We start from the raw sequence: 19,434 nt of genomic DNA on the forward strand, positions 1-19,434 counted from the left end.
TAATTTCACACACCTCCGGCGGGATATCACTCAGATTTACCGAACGTTTTTGGGGGATGTGGTCGTTTCCTCGGGCAATGAGCGGGAGGGTTCATCAACAATGACGATGGAAGATCGCATCGACGAACTCCAGGACCTTCGCGAGGAGGCCGAGCTGGGTGGCGGCGAGGACCGCATCGAGAAGCAACACGATAAGGGGAAGATGACCGCCCGCGAGCGGATCGACTACTTCCTCGACGAGGGTACCTTCACGGAGTTCGACCAGCTCCGGACCCACCAGACGAGCCAGTTCGGGATGGAAGAGAAGAAGATTCCCGGCGACGGCGTCGTCACGGGCTACGGCGAGGTCAACGGGCGGACCACTTTCGTCTTTGCCCACGATTTCACGGTCTTCGGCGGCTCGCTCGGCGAGGTCTTCGCCGAGAAGATCTGCAAGGTCATGGACATGGCCATGGAGGTCGGAGCCCCCGTCATCGGGCTCAATGACTCCGCCGGCGCACGCATTCAGGAGGGCGTCAAGAGTCTGGCCGGGTTCACCGAAATCTTCCGGCGCAACCAGGAAGCCAGCGGCGTCGTTCCTCAGATCTCCTCTATCATGGGCCCCTGCGCCGGCGGCGCGGTCTACTCGCCGTCGATTACCGACTTCATCTTCATGGTCAAGGACACGAGCCACATGTACATCACCGGGCCCGGCGTCACCAAGACCGTCACCGGTGAGGAAGTCACCCACGAGGAACTCGGCGGTGCGATGACCCACGCCGGCAGGACCGGCGTCGCCCAGTTCGCCTGCGAGAGCGAGGAACAGGCCTTGGACGACATCAAACGCCTGCTCTCCTACCTCCCGCAGAACAACATGGAGGATCCGCCGCGCGTCGAGCCGTGGGACGACCCCGACCGCCGGGCCGAGGAGCTGAAGTCGATCGTCCCGCCGAGTCCCCAGAAACCCTACGACATGGTCGACGTCATCGACAGTGTCGTCGACGAGGGTTCGTTCTTCGAGGTCGCGGAGAACTTCGCCAAGGAACTGGTCGTCGGCTTCGGCCGCCTCGACGGGCGTTCGGTCGGCCTCGTCGCCAACCAGCCCCGCGTCAACGCCGGCACGCTCACCGTCGACTCCTCGATGAAGGGGTCGCGGTTCATCCGCTTCTGCGACTCCTTTAACATCCCCATCGTCACCTTCGTCGACGTCCCCGGCTACATGCCCGGCACCGATCAGGAACACCGCGGGATCATCCGCCACGGCGCGAAGCTCCTCTACGCGTACGCGGAAGCGACCGTCCCCCTGCTAACGGTCATCACCCGGAAGGCCTACGGCGGCGCCTACTGCGTCATGGCCTCCAAAAATCTCGGCGCCGACGTCAACTACGCCTGGCCGACCGCCGAAATTGCGGTCATGGGGCCACAGGGCGCGGTCAACATCCTCTACCGGGAGGAGCTCGCGGAGTCCGACAACCCCGACGAGCTCCGGGACGAACTCATCGAGGAGTACCGCGAGGAGTTCGCCAACCCGTACACTGCAACGGACAAAGGCTTCCTCGACGACGTAATCGTTCCCACGGAGACGCGGCCACGGCTGATCGACGACCTCGAGATGCTCGAGACGAAACGCGAGACCAACCCGGACAAGAAACACGGCAACATCCCGCTGTAACCAATGACCACCAACCAGTCGAACGTCGAGTTCGAGGAGGGGTCGGCCGACGCGACCCAGGCGACGCCGGGCGACGCCGCGGCCGCCGACGCGGGCGATCTCCTCTCGGACGTCGAACTCGACGTTCCCGACGATGCGAACGACGAGGAGACCGCGGCGATCGCGGCCGCGATCGGCGCCCACCTCCACGATCAGGCGCTCGCGGCCGCCGCAGCGGCGGCCGACGGGGCGGAGACTTGGGACGACAAACGCTGGTCGTTCGCCGGTCGGGTCCGCTCCCAGCAACACCGGACCGTCCGCGTCCCGCGCGAGACGCCGACCGATCCGTGGACGGCCGCCGGTCGCACCGACCGGTTCTGATCGCCGCGGCTGCGATTTCACCGGTCGCCACTGCTCTCATCCCCGTCGCCCGGCTGTCCCCTCGAGAGCGGCGTCGTTTTCTGTGGCCGACTCGGCGTTCGTTTCGCCGACGCTGAATGAACGCGCTTAAGAGACCCCGTACGCAATCCCCTGACATGGCCACCGAAACCGAGTCAACGACGGACATGGGTGTTGGACTGGCGCTCGCACTCGGCGCGGTCGCGACGATCGGTGCGCTGGTGATGTTCACCGGCGCTCCGGACGTTACCGCCGCCTGGGGATTCGCCGCGGCGATAGGCTTTAGCGCACTCGCCGTCGTCGGTATCCACCTCTACTGGGACTGATCGCACTCGAGTCGGGACGTCTCGAGCGCCATCGAGACTGAAACGACCGTTAACAGTTAAGAGCACTGACGCCCTAGGGGACGTACGGACGATGACCGATTACTCCGACGAAGAGCAACGAATTCTCTCGTACCTCCGGGAGAGTGCCGCCCGTGGTGAACAGTACTTCCGGGCGAAGAATATCGCGGACGCGATCGGACTCTCGTCGAAACAGGTCGGCGTGCGACTCCCACACCTGGCGGAGAAATCAGACGACGTCGACATCGAGAAATGGGGACGCGCTCGGTCGACGACCTGGAGAGTCTCCCTCAGCTGAGCTCGCCCGCGGCCCGCTCGCGTCGGGAGCGGTAGCCGACCCGAACGGCGGTTGCCTCCCGGTCCGCGGTCTTTTTATTACCGACTCTCTCACTTAGTGCCATGACTGTACGTGTCGACCGCTCGTTCGAACTCGCGGCCTCGCCCGAGCGCGTCTGGGAATTCATCGCCGATCCGGAGAACCGCGCCCAGGCGATCAGCGTGGTCCAGCGCTACACCGTCGAGGATTCGGCGGCGCGGCGGGTGACCTGGCACGTCGAACTCCCGATCCCGCTCATCCGCAAGACGGTCGCCGTCAACACCGAGGACGTCGCGCGGGAGCCGCCGTCGTACGTCAAGTTCGTCGGCAAGTCGAAGGTGCTGGACGTCACCGGCGAACACGAGATCGTCGAGACCGACGACGGTACCCGCCTCGAGAACCACTTCGTCGTCGACGGCAAACTGCCCGGCGTCGAGAAGTTCTTCAAGCGCAACCTGGACGACGAGCTCCGGAACCTCCAGCGGGCGCTCGAACGCGATCTGCAGTCGTCCCCCTCCGAGGAACCATGACCGGGGCGACCGACGAGCGGCTGCGGCTCGGGCTCGCACAGCTCGAGGTCGAACCGACCGCGGTCGACGCGAACGTCGAGCGGGCGCTCGAGGCGATTTCCCGGGCCGCCGAGCGGGGCGCTGACCTCGTCGCGCTCCCGGAGCTGTTCAACGTGGGCTACTTCGCGTTCGACAGTTACAACCGTCTCGCCGAACCTCTCGAGGGGGAGACACTCACGCGACTTCGCGAGGCCGCGGCGGACCACGAGATCGCCGTCCTGGCGGGGAGTATCGTCGAGGATCTCGCGGCCACCGAAACCGCAGACACCCCGGCCGAAGAGGGGCTCGCCAACACGGCGGCGCTGTTCGACGCCGACGGCGAGTTGGAACTGGTTTACCGGAAACACCACCTCTTCGGCTACCAGTCGGCCGAGTCGGAGTTGCTCGTCCCCGGCGAGCGCATCGAGACGGCGACCGTCGCCGGCGTCCCCGTCGGCGCGACGACCTGTTACGACCTGCGGTTTCCGGAACTGTACCGGCGGCTGATCGACGCCGGCGCGGAACTGGTCCTCGTCCCGAGTGCGTGGCCCTATCCGCGGACCGAACACTGGGAGACGCTTTCGCGCGCGCGAGCGATCGAAAACCAGGCCTTCGTCGCGACGATCAACGGCTCGGGTCGGTTCCCCGACGAAGACGCGACGCTGCTCGGTCGTTCGACAGTCTACGACCCCTGGGGGACGACGCTGGCCTCGAGCGGCGACGATCCGACGCTGGTCGTCGCCGACCTCGACCTCGGCGCGGTCGATCGGGTTCGCGAGGAGTTTCCGGCGCTTCGGGACCGTCGCCTCTAGCCACCCTTTTGCGCTGTCGTTCGGAAGACGCAAAGCGTCTTCCGTGACTGAGCGAATCGGAGATTCGCGAGGTCCGCGAGACCTTCGGTCTCGATTGATGACGAGACGTCGAAGGCGTCTCGAACCACGTACGGTCGCTTCGCGACCGCACTCGGCAACATCTCGAGAGAGCGCGACGCGCTCTCTCGGACAGCGAGGGATCGAAGATCCCGCTTAGCGTTGATGAAAAGCCTCCTCCTTCCGTTCACTCGCTCGGTAGCGACGCTTCGCGTCCCGTCGTCGCTCGTTCACATCAGTCGTCGGCCCGCTCGCTCACTGACTCGCGGCTTGCGCCGCTCGTCGTTCCGCGGCGCGTAGCGCCACGCATCCGTGCTCATGGTAAGTAGCTCTTCGTCGCAGAGCTTTCAGCGATTCGCCGACCGCTGACTTTTTATTCCGTCGCGGCATTTGTCCGGATGCCGGTTTACGGCGCTTTTCACGTCACGACCGGCATTGCGCGTCGCTCCGGCCCGTCGCATGCTCGTTCCCGGGAACGAGCACCTCTCGCCCGCGTCCACATCTCCGCCTCTCCCTCGTCCACGTCCCTTTCAGTGATTCACCTCGCTCGAGAAGCGGCGCGTTCGGCGGCGACGACTGTCGGTTTCGCGAACCCTCATCAGTAGACGACCCGTTGCGAAAAAGTAACGTAGTGGGTTCGCATGTGGTTTAATCAGGAATGTTTCGGAAGGTCCTCGTGGCGAACCGAGGGGAGATCGCCGTTCGAGTGATGCGGGCGTGCGAGGAGTTGAACATCGGGACCGTCGCCGTCTACTCCGAGGCCGACAAGGACTCGGGGCATGTCCGCTACGCCGACGAGGCGTACAACGTGGGGCCGGCCCGCGCGGCCGACTCGTATCTCGATCACGAGGCCGTCATCGAGGCCGCTCGGAAGGCCGACGCCGACGCCATCCACCCCGGCTACGGCTTCCTCGCGGAGAACGCCGAGTTCGCGGGCAAGGTCGAGGACGCCGAGGGGATCACCTGGGTCGGTCCCTCGAGTTCGGCGATGGAGTCGCTGGGTGAGAAGACCAAGGCCCGCACGATCATGCGCGAGGCCGACGTGCCGATCGTCCCCGGGACCACGGACCCCGTCACCGACCCCGAGGAGGTCAAGGCCTTCGGCGAGGAACACGGCTACCCAATCGCCATCAAGGCCGAGGGCGGCGGTGGCGGCCGCGGGATGAAGGTCGTCTGGGAGGAAAGCGAAGTCGAGGACCAACTCGAGAGCGCCCAGCGCGAGGGCGAGGCCTACTTCGATAACGATTCGGTCTACCTCGAGCGCTACCTCGAGCAACCCCGTCACATCGAGGTCCAGATTCTGGCCGACGAACACGGTAACGTCCGCCATCTCGGCGAGCGGGACTGTTCGCTCCAGCGCCGTCACCAGAAGGTCATCGAGGAGGGGCCGTCGGCTGCCCTCTCGGACGAACTCCGCGAGAAGATCGGCGAGGCCGCCCGCCGCGGCGTCGCCGCGGCCGACTACACCAACGCCGGCACCGTCGAGTTCCTCGTCGAAGAGGAGGACCGTGAGGCGGGCGAACTGCTCGGTCCCGACGCGAACTTCTACTTCCTCGAGGTCAACACGCGCATCCAGGTCGAGCACACGGTCACCGAGGAGATCACTGGCTACGACATCGTCAAGCGTCAGATCCAAGTCGCCGCCGGCGAGGAGATCGACTTCGCACAGGACGACGTCGACATCGACGGTCACGCGATGGAGTTCCGGATTAACGCCGAGAACGCGGCCGAGGACTTCGCACCCGCGACCGGCGGAACCCTCGAGACCTACGACCCGCCGGGCGGGATCGGCGTCCGACTCGACGACGCCCTCCGGCAGGGCGACGACCTCGTCACCGACTATGACTCGATGATCGCGAAACTGGTCGTCTGGGGCGAGGACCGCGACGAGTGTATCGAGCGCTCGCTGCGCGCGCTGCGAGAGTACGAGATCGCGGGAATCCCGACGATCATCCCGTTCCACCGGCTGATGCTCACCGACGAGGAGTTCGTCGCGAGCACGCACACGACGAAATACCTGGACGAGGAACTCGACGAGACCCGCATCGAGGAGGCCCAAGAACAGTGGGGCGGCGACACCGGCGACGGAGCCGGCGACGACGAGGAGTCCGTCGAACGCGAGTTCACCGTCGAGGTCAACGGGAAGCGCTTCGAGGTCGAACTCGAGGAACACGGCGCGCCAGCCATCCCAGCCGGCGACGTCGACGTCGGCGGCGGACAGGCCGAACGACCACAACCCGGCGGCGGCTCCAGCGGTGGCGACGAACTCGAGGGCAGCGGCGAGACCGTCGATGCCGAGATGCAGGGCACCATCCTCGACGTCACGGTCGAGGTCGGCGACGAGGTCGCCGCCGGCGACGTGCTGGTCGTCCTCGAGGCGATGAAGATGGAAAACGACATCGTCGCCTCCAAGGGCGGCACTGTCACCGAGATCGCCGTCGAGGAAGACCAGAGCGTCGATATGGGCGATACGCTGGTCGTCCTCGAGTAAGCCCGCGCGGTCGACTTTTCCGTTTTCGCCTCGAGATCGAGCGGCGGCGCTGCCGACGCTCGCTCATCCACGTCGGCACCATACGACATCGGTGAATATGTGCGGACGAACCGCCAAGTAGCCGCCCTCGGAACGGTCCCATGCGCGGCGCCGACGCGTTCGGGACCGCTCCCGTGACAGGGCCGCGCGACCGGATCGACGACGGGACGGTCGGCGCGTCGATGCGGTCTCGAGCCGGACGACTTGCAGGGTGGAGCCGCGTCGGTTCGGGGTGGTGCCCGAACCCGACGGACTTTGGTCAGTCATTGGGCTTTCGCCCGCGACTCCGGTTTTTTCGGTCTCGACCCTTGGCTCCGGACGAGGGTGTCATAGAATTCCTCTCTCGGTTTTATCACACTCACTTCGGTGTTGAATTGATTGACGCGTAGGTATGCGAATCTAATACTGATAATTCCATTATATATCTGGGATGTTGGCAGAGCCTTGCTGAATACAGAGCGCGAATGCGGCACGGGATCGTGACCGATCTACGAGAACGGTGATCGGAGAAATATTAAGGTATCGTGATCACGGAGCGCACTGAGGCACTCGGCACGACGGAGGTAGAGGGTGAGTTTAACATCAGTCTCTTCGAGGAAGAGTTTGGTAGGGATACGTGCGATTTGCCCATGCTTGCTGAGGATGTGGACGTTGGTCATTATGAGAATTGAGTGCCGCGGGAGGAGAGTCCTTTACGCGCTCTCGAAATGGGACAATTAGGAGCTACTCGTGTCCTTCGATCGGCACCGGTTCGTAGGGCTCTTCGAGGTACTCGATATCCGAGTCTGAGAGACCAATGTCGATGGCTTCGACGGCGTCCTCTAGGTGGTCGACGCTTGTCGTGCCAACGATCGGCGCATCGACAGCATCCTGATGCAGTAACCAGGCTAGCGAGATCTGTGCCATCGTCACGCCTTTCTCCTCGGCGAGTTCCTCGATCCGATTGTTGATTTCGACGCCACCACCCGCTCGATAGATCGCTAACCGGTCGCTCCAAGAGTCTGCATCGTCACTCCCGCGTTCGGTCGATTCGTATTCTTCGTGGGGACGAGCCCCGTATCCTCTGGCCAGCGGGCTCCACGGCATACAACCAATTCCTTCCTTCCGACAGAGTGGAAGCATCTCCCGCTCTTCCTCGCGGTAGAAGAGGTTGTAGTGGTTCTGCATCGTCGCAAACCGCTCGAGGCCAAGACAGTCGCTAGTATGTAACGCGTCTTGGAATTGGTGTGCCCACATCGACGACGCCCCAGTGTACCGGATCTGGTTTCGGCGGACGGCGTCGTCAAGTGCGCGCAGTGTCTGCTCGATGGGCGTGTCGTAGTCCCAACGGTGAATCTGATAGAGGTCAATGGTGTCCATCCCCAACCGGTCCAGAGAGTTCTGGAGTTCCTGCTCGATGGCCTTCCGAGAGAGCCCAGACGCGTTCGGGTGGGGTTCGTCCTTGTCAGACATGAGATTCGTGGGGAAGAACCCCTTCGTCGCAACGACCTGCTCGTCGCGGTCGTACTCCGAGAGGACATCCCCGATGATCTCTTCGGACCTTCCGTTCGAGTAGGCGTTCGCGGTGTCGAAGAAGTTGATCCCGAGGTCAATCGCTCGTTCGATGATCTCGCGCGAGTTCTCCTCGTCAAGGGCCCACTCGTGATGACCATTCGACCCGAAGCTCATGCCGCCAAGACAGATACGGCTGACTTCCATTCCGGTCGAACCGAGGGTTGTGTATTCCATGGTTAAAGACAGAAAGAGAAATGAGTGCGATTCACTTGGGTTCGATACTATCTGGAAAGCGTCTTTATGTACCCGCATGAGTCGAGCGTTGCAGTGAGCAGTTGGCGCTCACCCCGACGGAGGAGGTCCGACATGGAAGGTTGTGAGATGCCGAGTTCGTCGGCGAGTTCCTCGGCGGTGGTCTTGCGTGGCCGTTCGTAGTAGCCACGGGAGAGTGCGAGGGACAGTGCTTCGTGCTGTCGCTCTGTCAATCCGTACGGTGAGTCGTCCTCGAAGGACATCGAATCGTGGGTGAGAGCGATGATCTCGACTGTAATACCGTTCTCCTCGCACGTCGATTGAAATTCCTTAAGCGCGGTGTAGTCCTTAAAGAGCTTCTCCTCGTACCACCCCTCCGAGGTGACGAGTATCGAATCCATCAACGCTCCATCGGTGCTCCCGTCGAACGCGTCCGCAATCTTCTCGTTGAGCTCGACAGTCAGTTTAAAGATCATTTTCCCGCTCGACTGCCCGAGTGTCGTCACCTCCACGACTTCGTCGAGCGTCACGAGACGCTCTTCGGACAGGTCTTCCCCGGTGTCGATTTGGATAATGAATAGCTGGCGGTCCGGCTGGAGGCTGAGTCCGTGTATACACTCGATTTCGCCGGCATGAGTAGCTTCGGCGATACTGACGAGGGGCAGCGACGGCGAGCTGAGATGGAGGTTGGTGGTAATCGTCATAGTGAGGTGCCGCGGTGGGAGATGGGGCGAGTGGATTAGATGTCGTATTCGATCTCGCTCAGTTGTTTCACCATCTCCGGGTCGCGGTGACTGAAGAACAGACTCTCACCTTCGTTTAGCTCCGCGATCGTCTCCATGTCTTCGGAACTCAGTTCAAAGTCGAAGACATCGAAGTTCTCAGTAATTCGCTCCTCGTGGACGGACTTCGGAATCGCCACGATGTCCCGCTGAATCAGCCATCGAAGCACTACCTGGGTGGCTGTCTTGCCGTACTGGTCGCCGATCGACGTCAGAACATCGTGCTCGAAGATGTCGTTCTTCCCCTCAGCGAACGGCCCCCAAGACTGGTGCTGGACGTCGTACTGATCGAGGAACTCCGCGTCATCAACGCGTTGGTAGAAGGGATGGGTTTCAATCTGGTTGACCGCGGGGACGACGTCATTGTGGACGATCAGGTCCATCACGCGGTCGGGGTGGAAATTACTGACACCGATTGCCCTGACCTTGCCTTCCTCGTAGAGGTCCTCCATAGCCTGCCACGACCCGTGAACGTCGCCGTATGGCTGATGGATCAGGTACAGGTCCAGGTAGTCGAGCTCCAGCCTGTCCAGCGACCGTTCGAAGGCGTTCTTCGTGCTCTCGTAGCCGGCGTCTTGAACCCAGAGCTTTGTCGTGACGAAGATGTCCTCTCTGGGGACGTCGCTGTTCTCGATAGCGCTGCCGACGGCCTCTTCGTTCTGGTAGGCCGCTGCCGTGTCGATCAGCCGATAGCCGGTATCCAGCGCCTCAGAGACGCTCTGCTCGCACACATCGAGGTCGTCTATCTGATACGTGCCGAAGCCCAGAATGGGCATCTCTACGCCGTTGTTGAGTTCGACAATCGGATAATCCATGATTTGTACTCAATGTAAACCAACCCCTCATATCGATTAACTCCAGTCCTATTTAGAAAGCGTATTTAAGACATCTCCTCCCCAACTCGGTCAAGTCGTTCGGCGTATATTCCATCTACCGAGCTTCTTGAATAGTTAGTTCGCCGTCGTCCGGCTCCGCGAGGAAGTATACGTGACTGAACTGCTCGTCAGCATCTTCAGCGGTGCCGTGCCAGTGTTCCTCTCCGGGGTCAAAGACGACAAGATCGCCCTCAGATACCTCTTGTTCACCCTTACGATTGCCGACCATCCCAACACCGGCGGTGACGTAGAGGATCTGGACGCCGGCGTGGGCATGGAACTTGGTTCGCTCTCCCGGACGAAAGGTCACTTCTGCAGCGGTGACACTGGTCTCGTCAAACGCACTTTCGACCCCTGTGGATACGAGCGGTGAGCCCTCTTGTACCGGGTGGTCGGATTCTTCTCGACTTGCGGACGGAAGGTTTGTCACATCCATAGCTCATCTATGATTGACGCAGTCAATTCCTTTAGAACGATGCTATCAAGAAAGCCTGTTTAAGAGACTGCATCTGACGCAGACTCTTCTTTGGAGAGATGGACGTTCTCGACCATCCGCGAAAACATCTCAACCGACAGTACGAGCCGAAAACAAGAACCCCCTGACAGGTTTCGACCCTGACTCTTTACTCGTCGATCTTCACCAGCGTCTTGATTGCCTCACGCTCATCCATTGCCTCGTACCCCTCGGGAACGTTGTCGAGGTTAACGGTCTTCGTGAAGATCGGGGACGGATCGAGAGTGCCCTGAAGTACGTCCTCCATAAGTTCCTCGGCGTATTCTCGCGTGGGCGCCGGGCCGCCGGTGAACGAGACATTGCTGAAGAACAGCGGCTGGAGGAACGACGGGTCTTCGACGTGCGGGACGCCGACGTAGCCGATGTTGCCACCGGGACGGACAACGGCCGCGGCAGTCTCCAGCGAGGACTCCGCGCCGACACATTCGAGGACGTGGTTCGCGCCACCGTGCGTGAGTTCTTGGATCTCCTCGATAGCCTCTTGACCACGGCTGGAGACGATGTCAGTTGCGCCGAGTTCCTCGGCGAGCTCGAGGCGGTCCTCATGATGGCCGACCGCGATGATGCGTTCAGCACCGAGCCGTTTGGAGGCGAGGACGCCACAGAGACCGACCGCGCCATCCCCGATGACAACGGCGGTGTCGCCGGCCTCAACGTCCGCACAGACGGCTGCGTGATGACCAGTTCCCATCACGTCCGTCAGGGGGAGCAACGCCTCGAGAACCTCCTCGTTGTCGGCGTACCGGTCGGGGACGCGGACCAACGTGCCGTTCGCCTGGGGGACACGGAGCTTCTCGGCCTGTGCGCCGCCGTTCTGTCCTTCTGGTGCCCAGAACCCACCGTTCGTACAGGCGGTATGGAGTCCCTTGCGGCAGAACTCGCACTCACCACAACTGATAGCGAAGGGTGCGAAGACACGGTCGCCAGGTTCGACATGCCGGACATCGTCGCCGATCTCTTCGACGATGCCCATCGGTTCGTGACCGACACGCGAGCCGACTTCGGGTTCGTCGTCGCCGCGATAGAACCAGAGGTCTGACCCGCAGATCGCGGTGTGCGTGACACGAATGATCGCATCCGTCGAGTCTTCGAGTTCCGGTTCGGGTTTGTCTTCAATCCGAATCTCGCCAGGGCCGCCGTAGACTGCTGTTTTCATTACAGTCTATTGTGCGCCTTTGGACAGGATGGGACTGATGCTATCCAGATAGGGCATTTATATAGACCCAACTCTTGACCTGCCTCTGAAGGATAACACTCGTAGTGTTGGCTTAGAGATTTCCTGGCTATCTGGTGATCGTCTGTAATTGCGCCTCAGAGCCTAACGAGGATGTAATGAGTCGTCGTTCCCCACGGCGGAGGAGACTAGACAGCGACGGTTGCGAAATCCCAAGCTCGTTGGCAAGCTCTTCGGCGGTGACCTGCCTCGGACTCTCGTAGTAGCCGCGAGAAATCGCAAGCGTGAGTGCCTCTCGTTGCCGCTCTGTGAGTCCATTTTGTGACGAGTCATCGGAGGTAGATGGATCAGGTGAAATAGAGGTAAGATCGAGAGAGATATCGTGTTTCTCGCAACTCTTTCGGAACTCGTTGAAGCCCTCGTAATGCTTGAACACCTTTGTTTCGTACCACCCCTCGGTGGTGATGACCGTTGGCTCAAGTTGTACACCTTCAAAGTCTGGGGCGAACGCCTCCGATACGGCGTCTTCCAACTCAACAATGACCTTATAGACCGTCTTGTCGCTCGTCTCTCCGATCGAATCAACCTCCACAACTTCATCAAGCGTTAGCAGGTCTTCCTTGGAGACACCATCGTCTCGATCTAACTGAACAGTGAACACTTGCACGTCCGGCTGGAGGCAGAGTGCGTGGAGACATTCGACTTCGTCAGGTTGTAGTGTATTTGGGATGCTGACAAGCGGAAGTGAAGGTGACTGGAGAACGAACTCGGTAGTGATGGTCATCGTCTCGAAGGACGCTCCCTAGATATTAACATCCTATGGTCAGCAGGCCAGTCAGGCCTAACGCAGCAATTTTCCTCTCCGGCCGAACGATAAGCCGGTCACCGATTGTTAGAACCAACCGAAGACCGCTTACTACATTCACCCTCTATATTCAGCAGGTCGTTTCTGACGCCTATCCGAGAGATGGGGAGCTGCTCCGGTAACGCCTTCGCCTGTACTTATCGAATCAGGATGCCCGCGTAGTGGGTATGAGACCAGTTCTATGATACCCTCTCCGTAGTAGAATATGCGCCTGCGCCGAACGGAACCGATGTGGCGACGGCTCGCCGCCGGCTGTCGACTCGAGGTCAGTCCCCGACTGCAGTGTCCCACTCACTGTCGCCGTCCCACGGGAGCTCCCCGTCGTAGCCGTCGGGAACGTACGGACAGAGCGGGTCGCTCGCGAACGGGTCGCCGATCGTCGCGAACGCCCGCGAGCGACTCCCGCCGCAGACGTGGCGGTACGGACAGGCTCCGCACTTGCCGGTGAGGGTATCGCGGTCGCGCAGGTTTCGGAAGAGCTCCGACTCGCGATAGAGGTCGGTAACAGGCTGTTCGCGGACGTTCCCGGCGGATTCCGGAAGGAAGCCAGAGGGGAAGACCTCGCCGGTGTGGCTCACGAACGCGAAGCCGTCCCCGGCAACGATCCCGCCGCGACGCTTGAGTCCCTGCGAGGGCGGTCCGCCGTCGTCGTCACCGCCCTCGCCGTTCTCGTCCGCTCGAGCACGCTGTCGTTGCATCGAGACGCGGCGGTAGTGGGGCGCCTCCGTCGTCTTGAGGCCGAACGGCTCCTCGTCGCTGACCTCGTCGAGCCAGGCCATCACGGCGTCGGCCTCGTCGGGATCGATCGGCTCTAAGATGCGGCCACGGCCGACGGGGACGAGGAAGAAGACGCTCCACATCACGGCGCCGATCTCCCGCAGAAGATCACGGATTTCGGGGAGTTCGCCGACCGTCTGGCGACAGACCGTGGTGTTGACCTGGACCGGGAGGCCCGCCGCCTTGGCGTCCTCGACGGCGCGGATTGTCTCTTCGAAGCTGCCGGTTTCGCCGCGGAACGCGTCGTGGCTCTCGGGGGACGCGCCGTCGATGCTGACGGCCATCCGCTTGAGCCCGGCGTCGGCCATCGCCTGAATGCGGTTGGCAGTCAGCGAGCCGGTGCCGCTCGGCGTGATCGTCATCCGGAGTCCCAGGTCATCGCCGTGGGCGATCAACTCCTCGACGTCGTCGCGCACGAGGGGGTCGCCGCCCGAGAGGACGACCAGCTGTCCGTCGCCGAACTCGGCGGCATCCTCGAGCAGGCGTTTTCCCTCGGCGGTCGAGAGCTCGTCGGGGTGGCGGTTCGGCTGGGCGTCGGCCCGACAGTGATCGCAGGCCAGCCCGCAGGCCTGGGTGAGTTCCCAGATGAGGACCATCGGTCGGTCGGACGTATCGAGCGTGCCGGGGCGCATTATCGGGAGTCGGCGCCAAACAGTCGAAAAGGTCGCCGGATTTCCCGGACGACGGGAACGGCGACGAACGGGTTCGGCAGCGCGGGCAGGTGTTCCCACGGCCTGGGAGTTTGAGGGACGGTTCTACGGCACCGGTTCCTACGAGCCGGTATGGTCGAGAAAGCACGACGCGATCGGGTCGAGGCCGACGAACGGGGGAACCCGACGCCGCAGTGGGAAGTGTTCCTGCGCGAGGAGCTCGGCGATCCGCTGCGACACGTCGGCAGCGTCGCGGCCGCCAGCGAGAGCGAGGCCCACGAACACGCCTCGCGGCTGTTCGGCTGGTACGCCGTCGACGTCTGGCTCTGCCCGGCCGACGCGGTCGGGCGGTACTCGACGCGCGGTCTCGAGTCCGAGGCCGAGCGATCCGACGACGATGGCGACGGTACCGATGCCGACGACGGCGACGGAGACGATGACCGCGACGGCGGCGACGGAGAACCCCGCGTCTACAAGGAAACCGCTGGCGCCTCCGAGGTGAACAGCCTGTGATCTCGATCAGTAAACTCCTCTGTGATCTCGATGCCGAGGGGGACGGCCTGCGCTACGACGCGGCCGACGGCTCTTCGAAGCCCCAGATCACCGAGGAGAAACAGCGCCGGCCGGTCGTCGTCTGGAATGCCACGCGGCGGTGCAACCTCTACTGTTCGCACTGTTACGCCGGCGCCGACCTCGAGGCCGCTCCCGGCGAGTTCTCGACGAGCGAGGCGAAGACCTTCCTCGAGCAACTGGCCGATTTCGGTGCGCCCGTCATTCTCTTCTCCGGAGGCGAACCGCTCGTTCGGGACGACCTAATCGAGCTGGTCGACTACGCCGCGGACCTCGGCCTGCGTCCGGTGCTCTCCTCGAACGGGACCCTCCTGACGCGGGAGAAGGCCGAAGCGCTCGACGAAGCGGGGCTGCAGTACGCCGGTATCTCCGTCGACGGCCTACCCGACCGCAACGACGAGTTCCGCGGCAAGGACGGCGCGTTCGAGGCCGCCGTCCGCGGCATCGAGAACTGTCTCGACGTCGGCCTCAAGACGGGGCTGCGGTACACGATCACCGAAGCAAACGCACCGGACCTCGAGGGCGTCGTCGATCTACTGGCCGAGAAGGGGCTCGACCGGTTCTGTTTCTACCACCTCGACTACGGCGGCCGCGGGGCCGAGATCGTCGACGCCGATCTCTCCCCCGAGGAGAAACGCGAGGCGGTCAAGCAGGTCGCTGACCTCACGCTCGAGTACCACGACCGCGGCGAGGAGATCGAGACTCTGCTCGTGGGCAACTACGCCGACGCCGCGTTCCTCGTCGAGTACGCCCGCGAGGAGTTCGGCGAGGCGAAGGCGCGGGCGGTCTACGACTACCTCGAGCGAAACGGTGGCGACCCGACCGGCGAGCGGATCGCCGACGTCGACTACGCGGGCAACGTCCATCCGACGCAGTTCTGGCAGGGCTACAGCCACGGAAACGTCCGCGACCGGCCGTTCGGCGAGATCTGGGAGGACGAGTCGAACCCGCTGCTGTCGGCGCTGCGCGAGCGCGAGGATCGGCTCACCGGGAAGTGTGCGGACTGTCGGTACAAGTCGATCTGCCGGGGCGCGTCGCGGCTGCGCGCGCTCGCGACGACGAGGGACCTGTTCGCGCCGGATCCGCAGTGTTACCTCCGGGACGAGGAGGTCCGCGGCGAGCACCCGGGATCGGTCGCTGGCGGCGCTGCCGACTGAGCACCGGCGCCGATACTCTCGGTTTCGCGACGTTCATCCCCGCTATCCGCGCCGTTGATGCCTCCGGATCGCCTACCGTCCACGATGATTCGTTGGCACCGCGTGATTACCGTAGCCGGGGTCGTCCTCGCCGTCGTCGCACTCGCCACCGCGGCCGCGACGCTCGCCGACGGCGGGACCGCTCTCGAGGCGGTACTCGACGTCTTCCTGATCAGCGCCCCGGGGCTGGTGCTGCTGTCCGTTGGCGTCTGGCTGCCGGGGACCGATATCGACCCCGATCTCCATCCGCGAATCGCCGCGTGGATCGTCGGCGGGATCGCGGTGATGGTCGGCCTGATCGCGCTGCGCGCGGCCGATCCCGCCGTCGACGTGACGTTTACGGTCAGCACGCAGACGGCGTCGGTCGCGACCGGGTCGATCGCCGGGCTGGCCGTCGGCGTCCACGAAGCTCGCGCGATCACCCACTCCCGAACGCTCGAGCGACAGAACGAGGAGCTCAAAGAGAAACACGCCGTCGAGCGGCGCAACGACGAACTGGAGGCGACCAAGGCGCAACTCGAGCGCGCCAACGCCCGGCTCGAGGCCTCGAACGAACGCCTCGAGGAGTTCGCCTACGCGGCCAGCCACGACCTCCAGGAGCCGTTGCGGATGATATCGAGCTACCTGCAGTTGATCGAGCGCCGGTACGCGGACGCCTTGGACGAGGACGGTCAGGAGTTCATCGACTTCGCGGTCGACGGCGCCGACCGAATGCGCCGGATGATCGACGGCTTACTCGAGTACTCCCGGGTCGAGACGCAGGGCGATCCGTTCGAGTCCGTCGATCTGGACGCGGTCCTCGATGACGTGCTCACCGACCTCCAGTTTCGGATCGAGGAGACCGACGCAGCGATCGCTCGCGACCCGCTCCCGACGGTGACCGGCGACGCCGGCCAACTGCGGCAGGTGTTCCAGAACCTGCTGTCGAACGCGCTGGAGTACAGCGGCGACGACCCACCGCGCGTTGCCGTGTCGGCGGAAGAGACCGGTTCCGAATGGGTGATCTCGGTCCGCGACGAGGGGATCGGAATCGATCCCGCGGACATCGACCGGATCTTCGCGCTCTTCCAGCGGCTCCACTCCGTCGAAGAGAGCGTCGGCTCGGGGATCGGACTGGCGGTCTGCAAACGCATCGTCGAGCGCCACGGCGGGGAGATCCGCGTCGACTCCGAACCTGGCGAGGGCTCGACGTTTTCTGTCGCGATTTCGCAATCGCGGGCCGAGAAATCGATCGCCGACGGTCGGTCCGCCCGGTCGCCGTCGACGTGATCGGGACTCAGTCGCCGACGTGGACTCGAGTCACGTGGCCGCCGCAGCCACAGCGGTCGACGTATTCGAGATCGATCCCCTCGAACGCGGCCTCGAGTTCGTCCCAGAGGTAGTTTTCGGGCCGACCGTGGTCGCCGTGCGTGACGAGGTTGACGTGGGTGCCCGCTGCGGTCGCCTCGACCGCGCCTTTGGCCTGCGAGACGACGAGGTCGCGGTCCGCCGCGTGGCGGGGTTTCTCGAGGTTCGCCGACCACGAGACGTCGTGTTCGCGGCGGGTGACGGGCTCGATGTCGGAATCCGCACTACCGTTGCTCATACGCGTTCGTCGGGCTCGAGCGGACGTGAGGGTTGAGACGAACACGTTCGGCCCGCCATCGACGGCGGTCGTCGGTCCCGGCGCGATCGGACGCGGCCCCCGCTCAGCAGCAGAACATGAACGGGTAGATCAGCGCGACGCGGTCGCCGTCCTCGAGTTCCGTCTCGAATCCCTCGAAATGTTCGTTGAATCGGCCGTTGATGCAGACGCGGGCGAACGGCCGGGTCTGTTCGCCCTCGGGGTTCTTGCGCCACGTGCCGGGCAGGTCGTCGGGAACCGGCGCCCAGCCGCTGTGGGTCGCGTCCGCTTCAGTCTCCGCGATCAGCAACTCCTCGACGTCGTAGTCGTCGAAGAAGGCCTCGAGGAAGTCCCGGAGACGCGTCCCCGCGAAGCCGTACTCGAGTTCGTGGGCGCCGACGGCGTCGCGGACGTGGCCGGTACAGCGGACGGTGACGGTCGTCTGCGGGCGCGTCCCCGTTGACTCTTCCTGCGCTGTTTGCTGCTCTCGGCTCTCGCCTGCAGCCGTCTCGATCGCTTCGGTGGTTTCGGCGGTCATACGCGATCGTACGGCCGCGACGAGCAACCGTTCTAGTGCGAACGTGTTCGGGTTCAACGGGACGGCGGTGGAGCGCGTACCGATAGATATGAACCGAATTCCGGGCGGTCTCCGTACCGACCAGCAGCCCCCAATGGCGATCCCCCTCGGGCACTTCGTCCTCGGGCTCGCCTTCCTCGTCATCGGGATCGGCGCGGAGCTCGCGACGGCGGTCACGACGCTGCCGGTGCTCGCGAGCCTCGCGCACGTCCACGTCCTCCTGGTCGGCTGGATCGCGATCACCATCATGGGCGCGATGACCCAGTTCGTCCCCGTCTGGTCCGGCGTGTCGATCTACTCGAGACGGCTCGCGGTCGCCCAACTCGCCCTCGTCGCCGCCGGACTGGTCGGGTTCGGCGCGGCGCTGCTAGCCGGCGCGCTGTCCGTCCTCCCCGTCGCCGGCGCGGCGCTGCTGCTGGGGATCTGGACGTTCGTCTACAACGTTGGCCGGACGCTGTGGCGGGCCCGCCCGCTCGATTTCACGGAGCGCCACTTCGCGGTCGCGCTCGGGGCCTTCGCGCTCGTCGTCCCGTTGGGCTTCCTGCTGGCCGTCGACTTCACGACGCCCGTCTTCGACGCGACCGCGCTGACGCGGGGGGATATCCTGCTCGTCCACGCGACGCTGGCGCTGCTCGGCGCGATCACGGCGACGGTCGTCGGCGCGCTCGCCCAACTCGTCACGATGTTCACCCAGACCGAGCGCGGCGCGGTCGACGAGCGGCTGCTCGGTCTCGAGCAACTGACCTTCCCGGCCGGCGTGGTCCTCTTCGCCGCCGGACGCGGGCTCGAGTCGCTCCCGCTCGCTCGCGTCGGTGCCGTCGCCGTACTCGTCGGCCTCGCGGCGTTCACCGTCGTCGTCGCCCGCCAGCTTCTGGGGGCGACGGTCGATCGCTCGCCGATGATCGACCGCTACTGGGTCGTCGTCGCGTCGCTGTGGGCCTGGCTGGCGCTGACCGCGCCGGCATGGTGGCTCGAGCCCCTCGAGTACGGCACGCTGTTCGGCCACCCCGACGGCGGCGCCGTGCTGGTCGTCGGCGTCTTCGCCTTCGTCGTCGTCGGCTCGCTGTACCACATCGTCCCCTTCATCATCTGGCACGAGCGCTACAGCGACCGGCTCGGTTTCGAGCAGGTGCCGATGATCGACGACCTCTACGACGACCGCCTCGAGCGCGCGGACTTCGGGCTGACCGCGGTCGGCTTCCTCGGAATCGCCGCTGCTCCGCTGTTCGATCTCCCCGAGTCGGTCGCGACCGCCGGGACCGCGCTCGCGGCGCTCGGGCTCTGTCTGTTCGTAGCGAACGTGCTCCTGACGATTCACCGCCACGGGCCGAACGGCCTCGCGGGCGTCCTGACGGGCGTCCGCGAGTCGACGAGCGGCGCCGGGACTGGTGGCGGCGATCCTGAACCCGATGTCGATCCCGCGCCGGAGCGGTGACCGTTCCCGGGCGCGGACCGCCGTGACTCCGGAG

20 protein-coding genes are annotated in these 19,434 nt (G+C 63.9%); 11 read left to right on the forward strand and 9 right to left on the reverse strand.

Annotated elements, in window-relative coordinates:
* The first annotated feature begins 106 nt into the window (after positions 1 to 106).
* From EH209_RS20855 to EH209_RS20885, 7 genes are all read left to right on the forward strand, one after another.
* Positions 107 to 1,651, forward strand: coding sequence for an acyl-CoA carboxylase subunit beta (locus tag EH209_RS20855; RefSeq protein WP_126664837.1), 1,545 nt, complete (start codon positions 107 to 109; stop codon positions 1,649 to 1,651).
* 3 nt (positions 1,652 to 1,654) lie between these two features.
* Complete coding sequence (locus EH209_RS20860; protein WP_126664739.1) at positions 1,655 to 2,011, forward strand: hypothetical protein; 357 nt, start codon at positions 1,655 to 1,657, stop codon at positions 2,009 to 2,011.
* A gap of 155 nt (positions 2,012 to 2,166) precedes the next feature.
* Complete coding sequence (locus EH209_RS20865; protein WP_008895391.1) at positions 2,167 to 2,355, forward strand: DUF7525 family protein; 189 nt, start codon at positions 2,167 to 2,169, stop codon at positions 2,353 to 2,355.
* Positions 2,356 to 2,446: 91 nt separating this feature from the next.
* Complete coding sequence (locus tag EH209_RS20870; protein ID WP_126664740.1) at positions 2,447 to 2,671, forward strand: DUF7123 family protein; 225 nt, start codon at positions 2,447 to 2,449, stop codon at positions 2,669 to 2,671.
* A 101-nt stretch (positions 2,672 to 2,772) separates the two neighbouring features.
* Complete coding sequence (locus EH209_RS20875) at positions 2,773 to 3,219, forward strand: SRPBCC family protein (protein WP_126664741.1); 447 nt, start codon at positions 2,773 to 2,775, stop codon at positions 3,217 to 3,219.
* Positions 3,216 to 4,049, forward strand: coding sequence for a carbon-nitrogen family hydrolase (locus EH209_RS20880; protein ID WP_126664742.1), 834 nt, complete (start codon positions 3,216 to 3,218; stop codon positions 4,047 to 4,049). The genes EH209_RS20875 and EH209_RS20880 overlap by 4 nt, the downstream gene beginning before the upstream one ends.
* A 715-nt stretch (positions 4,050 to 4,764) precedes the next feature.
* Entirely contained in the window at positions 4,765 to 6,597 is a 1,833-nt protein-coding gene (locus tag EH209_RS20885; protein ID WP_126664743.1) for an acetyl-CoA carboxylase biotin carboxylase subunit, read from the forward strand.
* A gap of 762 nt (positions 6,598 to 7,359) precedes the next feature.
* Here the strand turns inward: EH209_RS20885 and EH209_RS20890 are convergent.
* The 7 genes from EH209_RS20890 to EH209_RS20920 all read right to left on the reverse strand — a co-directional run bounded on the left by EH209_RS20890 (position 7,360) and on the right by EH209_RS20920 (position 14,001).
* Positions 7,360 to 8,364: an aldo/keto reductase gene (locus EH209_RS20890; RefSeq protein WP_126664744.1), complete on the reverse strand. Its 1,005-nt coding sequence runs from the start codon at positions 8,362 to 8,364 to the stop codon at positions 7,360 to 7,362.
* A gap of 47 nt (positions 8,365 to 8,411) precedes the next feature.
* On the reverse strand, positions 8,412 to 9,086 hold the full coding sequence (locus EH209_RS20895) for a helix-turn-helix domain-containing protein (protein WP_211338403.1): 675 nt from the start codon (positions 9,084 to 9,086) through the stop codon (positions 8,412 to 8,414).
* Positions 9,087 to 9,121: 35 nt separating this feature from the next.
* Entirely contained in the window at positions 9,122 to 9,979 is an 858-nt protein-coding gene (locus tag EH209_RS20900; protein WP_126664745.1) for an aldo/keto reductase, read from the reverse strand.
* 115 nt (positions 9,980 to 10,094) lie between these two features.
* The gene (locus EH209_RS20905; protein WP_126664746.1) at positions 10,095 to 10,475 is read right to left on the reverse strand and encodes a cupin domain-containing protein; all 381 of its coding nucleotides are present in this window, start codon (positions 10,473 to 10,475) and stop codon (positions 10,095 to 10,097) included.
* 187 nt (positions 10,476 to 10,662) lie between these two features.
* Positions 10,663 to 11,709, reverse strand: a complete 1,047-nt coding sequence (locus tag EH209_RS20910; protein WP_126664747.1) for a zinc-dependent alcohol dehydrogenase family protein — start codon at positions 11,707 to 11,709, stop codon at positions 10,663 to 10,665.
* A 127-nt stretch (positions 11,710 to 11,836) separates the two neighbouring features.
* Positions 11,837 to 12,511 carry a helix-turn-helix domain-containing protein gene (locus EH209_RS20915; protein WP_126664748.1) on the reverse strand — a complete coding sequence of 225 codons (675 nt, stop codon included), beginning with the start codon at positions 12,509 to 12,511 and terminating at the stop codon, positions 11,837 to 11,839.
* 347 nt (positions 12,512 to 12,858) lie between these two features.
* Positions 12,859 to 14,001: a TIGR04053 family radical SAM/SPASM domain-containing protein gene (locus tag EH209_RS20920; protein WP_126664749.1), complete on the reverse strand. Its 1,143-nt coding sequence runs from the start codon at positions 13,999 to 14,001 to the stop codon at positions 12,859 to 12,861.
* Positions 14,002 to 14,151: 150 nt separating this feature from the next.
* Between EH209_RS20920 and EH209_RS20925 the strand changes: the two genes are divergently transcribed.
* The 3 genes from EH209_RS20925 to EH209_RS20935 all read left to right on the forward strand — a co-directional run bounded on the left by EH209_RS20925 (position 14,152) and on the right by EH209_RS20935 (position 17,054).
* The gene (locus tag EH209_RS20925) at positions 14,152 to 14,532 is read left to right on the forward strand and encodes an Htur_1727 family rSAM-partnered candidate RiPP (RefSeq protein WP_126664750.1); all 381 of its coding nucleotides are present in this window, start codon (positions 14,152 to 14,154) and stop codon (positions 14,530 to 14,532) included.
* A complete protein-coding gene (locus tag EH209_RS20930) occupies positions 14,529 to 15,746 on the forward strand; it encodes a TIGR04347 family pseudo-SAM/SPASM protein (RefSeq protein WP_126664751.1) in 1,218 nt (405 codons plus the stop codon). Before EH209_RS20925 ends, EH209_RS20930 begins: the two co-directional genes overlap by 4 nt.
* An 84-nt stretch (positions 15,747 to 15,830) precedes the next feature.
* Entirely contained in the window at positions 15,831 to 17,054 is a 1,224-nt protein-coding gene (locus EH209_RS20935) for a sensor histidine kinase (RefSeq protein WP_126664752.1), read from the forward strand.
* 7 nt (positions 17,055 to 17,061) lie between these two features.
* Here the strand turns inward: EH209_RS20935 and EH209_RS20940 are convergent, their stop codons facing one another.
* Both EH209_RS20940 and EH209_RS20945 read right to left on the reverse strand, forming a co-directional pair.
* The gene (locus EH209_RS20940; protein WP_126664753.1) at positions 17,062 to 17,370 is read right to left on the reverse strand and encodes a CGCGG family putative rSAM-modified RiPP protein; all 309 of its coding nucleotides are present in this window, start codon (positions 17,368 to 17,370) and stop codon (positions 17,062 to 17,064) included.
* A 103-nt stretch (positions 17,371 to 17,473) separates the two neighbouring features.
* Entirely contained in the window at positions 17,474 to 17,926 is a 453-nt protein-coding gene (locus tag EH209_RS20945) for a MoaD/ThiS family protein (protein WP_126664754.1), read from the reverse strand.
* 88 nt (positions 17,927 to 18,014) lie between these two features.
* On the opposite strand from EH209_RS20945, the gene EH209_RS20950 reads away from it, so the two are divergent.
* Positions 18,015 to 19,400: a hypothetical protein gene (locus EH209_RS20950; RefSeq protein WP_126664755.1), complete on the forward strand. Its 1,386-nt coding sequence runs from the start codon at positions 18,015 to 18,017 to the stop codon at positions 19,398 to 19,400.
* Positions 19,401 to 19,434: the final 34 nt, after the last annotated feature.

This window comes from Haloterrigena salifodinae, from assembly GCF_003977755.1.
GTDB lineage: Archaea > Halobacteriota > Halobacteria > Halobacteriales > Natrialbaceae > Haloterrigena > Haloterrigena salifodinae.

Bases quoted from the DNA above. Each gene is read 5' to 3' on its own strand.
- EH209_RS20870 (WP_126664740.1), top strand. From the start codon at position 2,447: ATGACCGATTACTCCGACGAAGAGCAACGAATTCTCTCGTACCTCCGG.
- EH209_RS20860 (WP_126664739.1), top strand. From the start codon at position 1,655: ATGACCACCAACCAGTCGAACGTCGAGTTCGAGGAGGGGTCGGCCGAC.
- EH209_RS20915 (WP_126664748.1), bottom strand. From the start codon at position 12,511: ATGACCATCACTACCGAGTTCGTTCTCCAGTCACCTTCACTTCCGCTT.
- EH209_RS20925 (WP_126664750.1), top strand. From the start codon at position 14,152: ATGGTCGAGAAAGCACGACGCGATCGGGTCGAGGCCGACGAACGGGGG.
- EH209_RS20895 (WP_211338403.1), bottom strand. From the start codon at position 9,086: ATGACGATTACCACCAACCTCCATCTCAGCTCGCCGTCGCTGCCCCTC.
- EH209_RS20935 (WP_126664752.1), top strand. From the start codon at position 15,831: ATGATTCGTTGGCACCGCGTGATTACCGTAGCCGGGGTCGTCCTCGCC.
- EH209_RS20900 (WP_126664745.1), bottom strand. From the start codon at position 9,979: ATGGATTATCCGATTGTCGAACTCAACAACGGCGTAGAGATGCCCATT.
- EH209_RS20890 (WP_126664744.1), bottom strand. From the start codon at position 8,364: ATGGAATACACAACCCTCGGTTCGACCGGAATGGAAGTCAGCCGTATC.
- EH209_RS20885 (WP_126664743.1), top strand. From the start codon at position 4,765: ATGTTTCGGAAGGTCCTCGTGGCGAACCGAGGGGAGATCGCCGTTCGA.
- EH209_RS20865 (WP_008895391.1), top strand. From the start codon at position 2,167: ATGGCCACCGAAACCGAGTCAACGACGGACATGGGTGTTGGACTGGCG.
- EH209_RS20905 (WP_126664746.1), bottom strand. From the start codon at position 10,475: ATGGATGTGACAAACCTTCCGTCCGCAAGTCGAGAAGAATCCGACCAC.
- EH209_RS20920 (WP_126664749.1), bottom strand. From the start codon at position 14,001: ATGCGCCCCGGCACGCTCGATACGTCCGACCGACCGATGGTCCTCATC.
- EH209_RS20910 (WP_126664747.1), bottom strand. From the start codon at position 11,709: ATGAAAACAGCAGTCTACGGCGGCCCTGGCGAGATTCGGATTGAAGAC.
- EH209_RS20940 (WP_126664753.1), bottom strand. From the start codon at position 17,370: ATGAGCAACGGTAGTGCGGATTCCGACATCGAGCCCGTCACCCGCCGC.
- EH209_RS20875 (WP_126664741.1), top strand. From the start codon at position 2,773: ATGACTGTACGTGTCGACCGCTCGTTCGAACTCGCGGCCTCGCCCGAG.
- EH209_RS20945 (WP_126664754.1), bottom strand. From the start codon at position 17,926: ATGACCGCCGAAACCACCGAAGCGATCGAGACGGCTGCAGGCGAGAGC.
- EH209_RS20855 (WP_126664837.1), top strand. From the start codon at position 107: ATGGAAGATCGCATCGACGAACTCCAGGACCTTCGCGAGGAGGCCGAG.
- EH209_RS20880 (WP_126664742.1), top strand. From the start codon at position 3,216: ATGACCGGGGCGACCGACGAGCGGCTGCGGCTCGGGCTCGCACAGCTC.
- EH209_RS20950 (WP_126664755.1), top strand. From the start codon at position 18,015: ATGAACCGAATTCCGGGCGGTCTCCGTACCGACCAGCAGCCCCCAATG.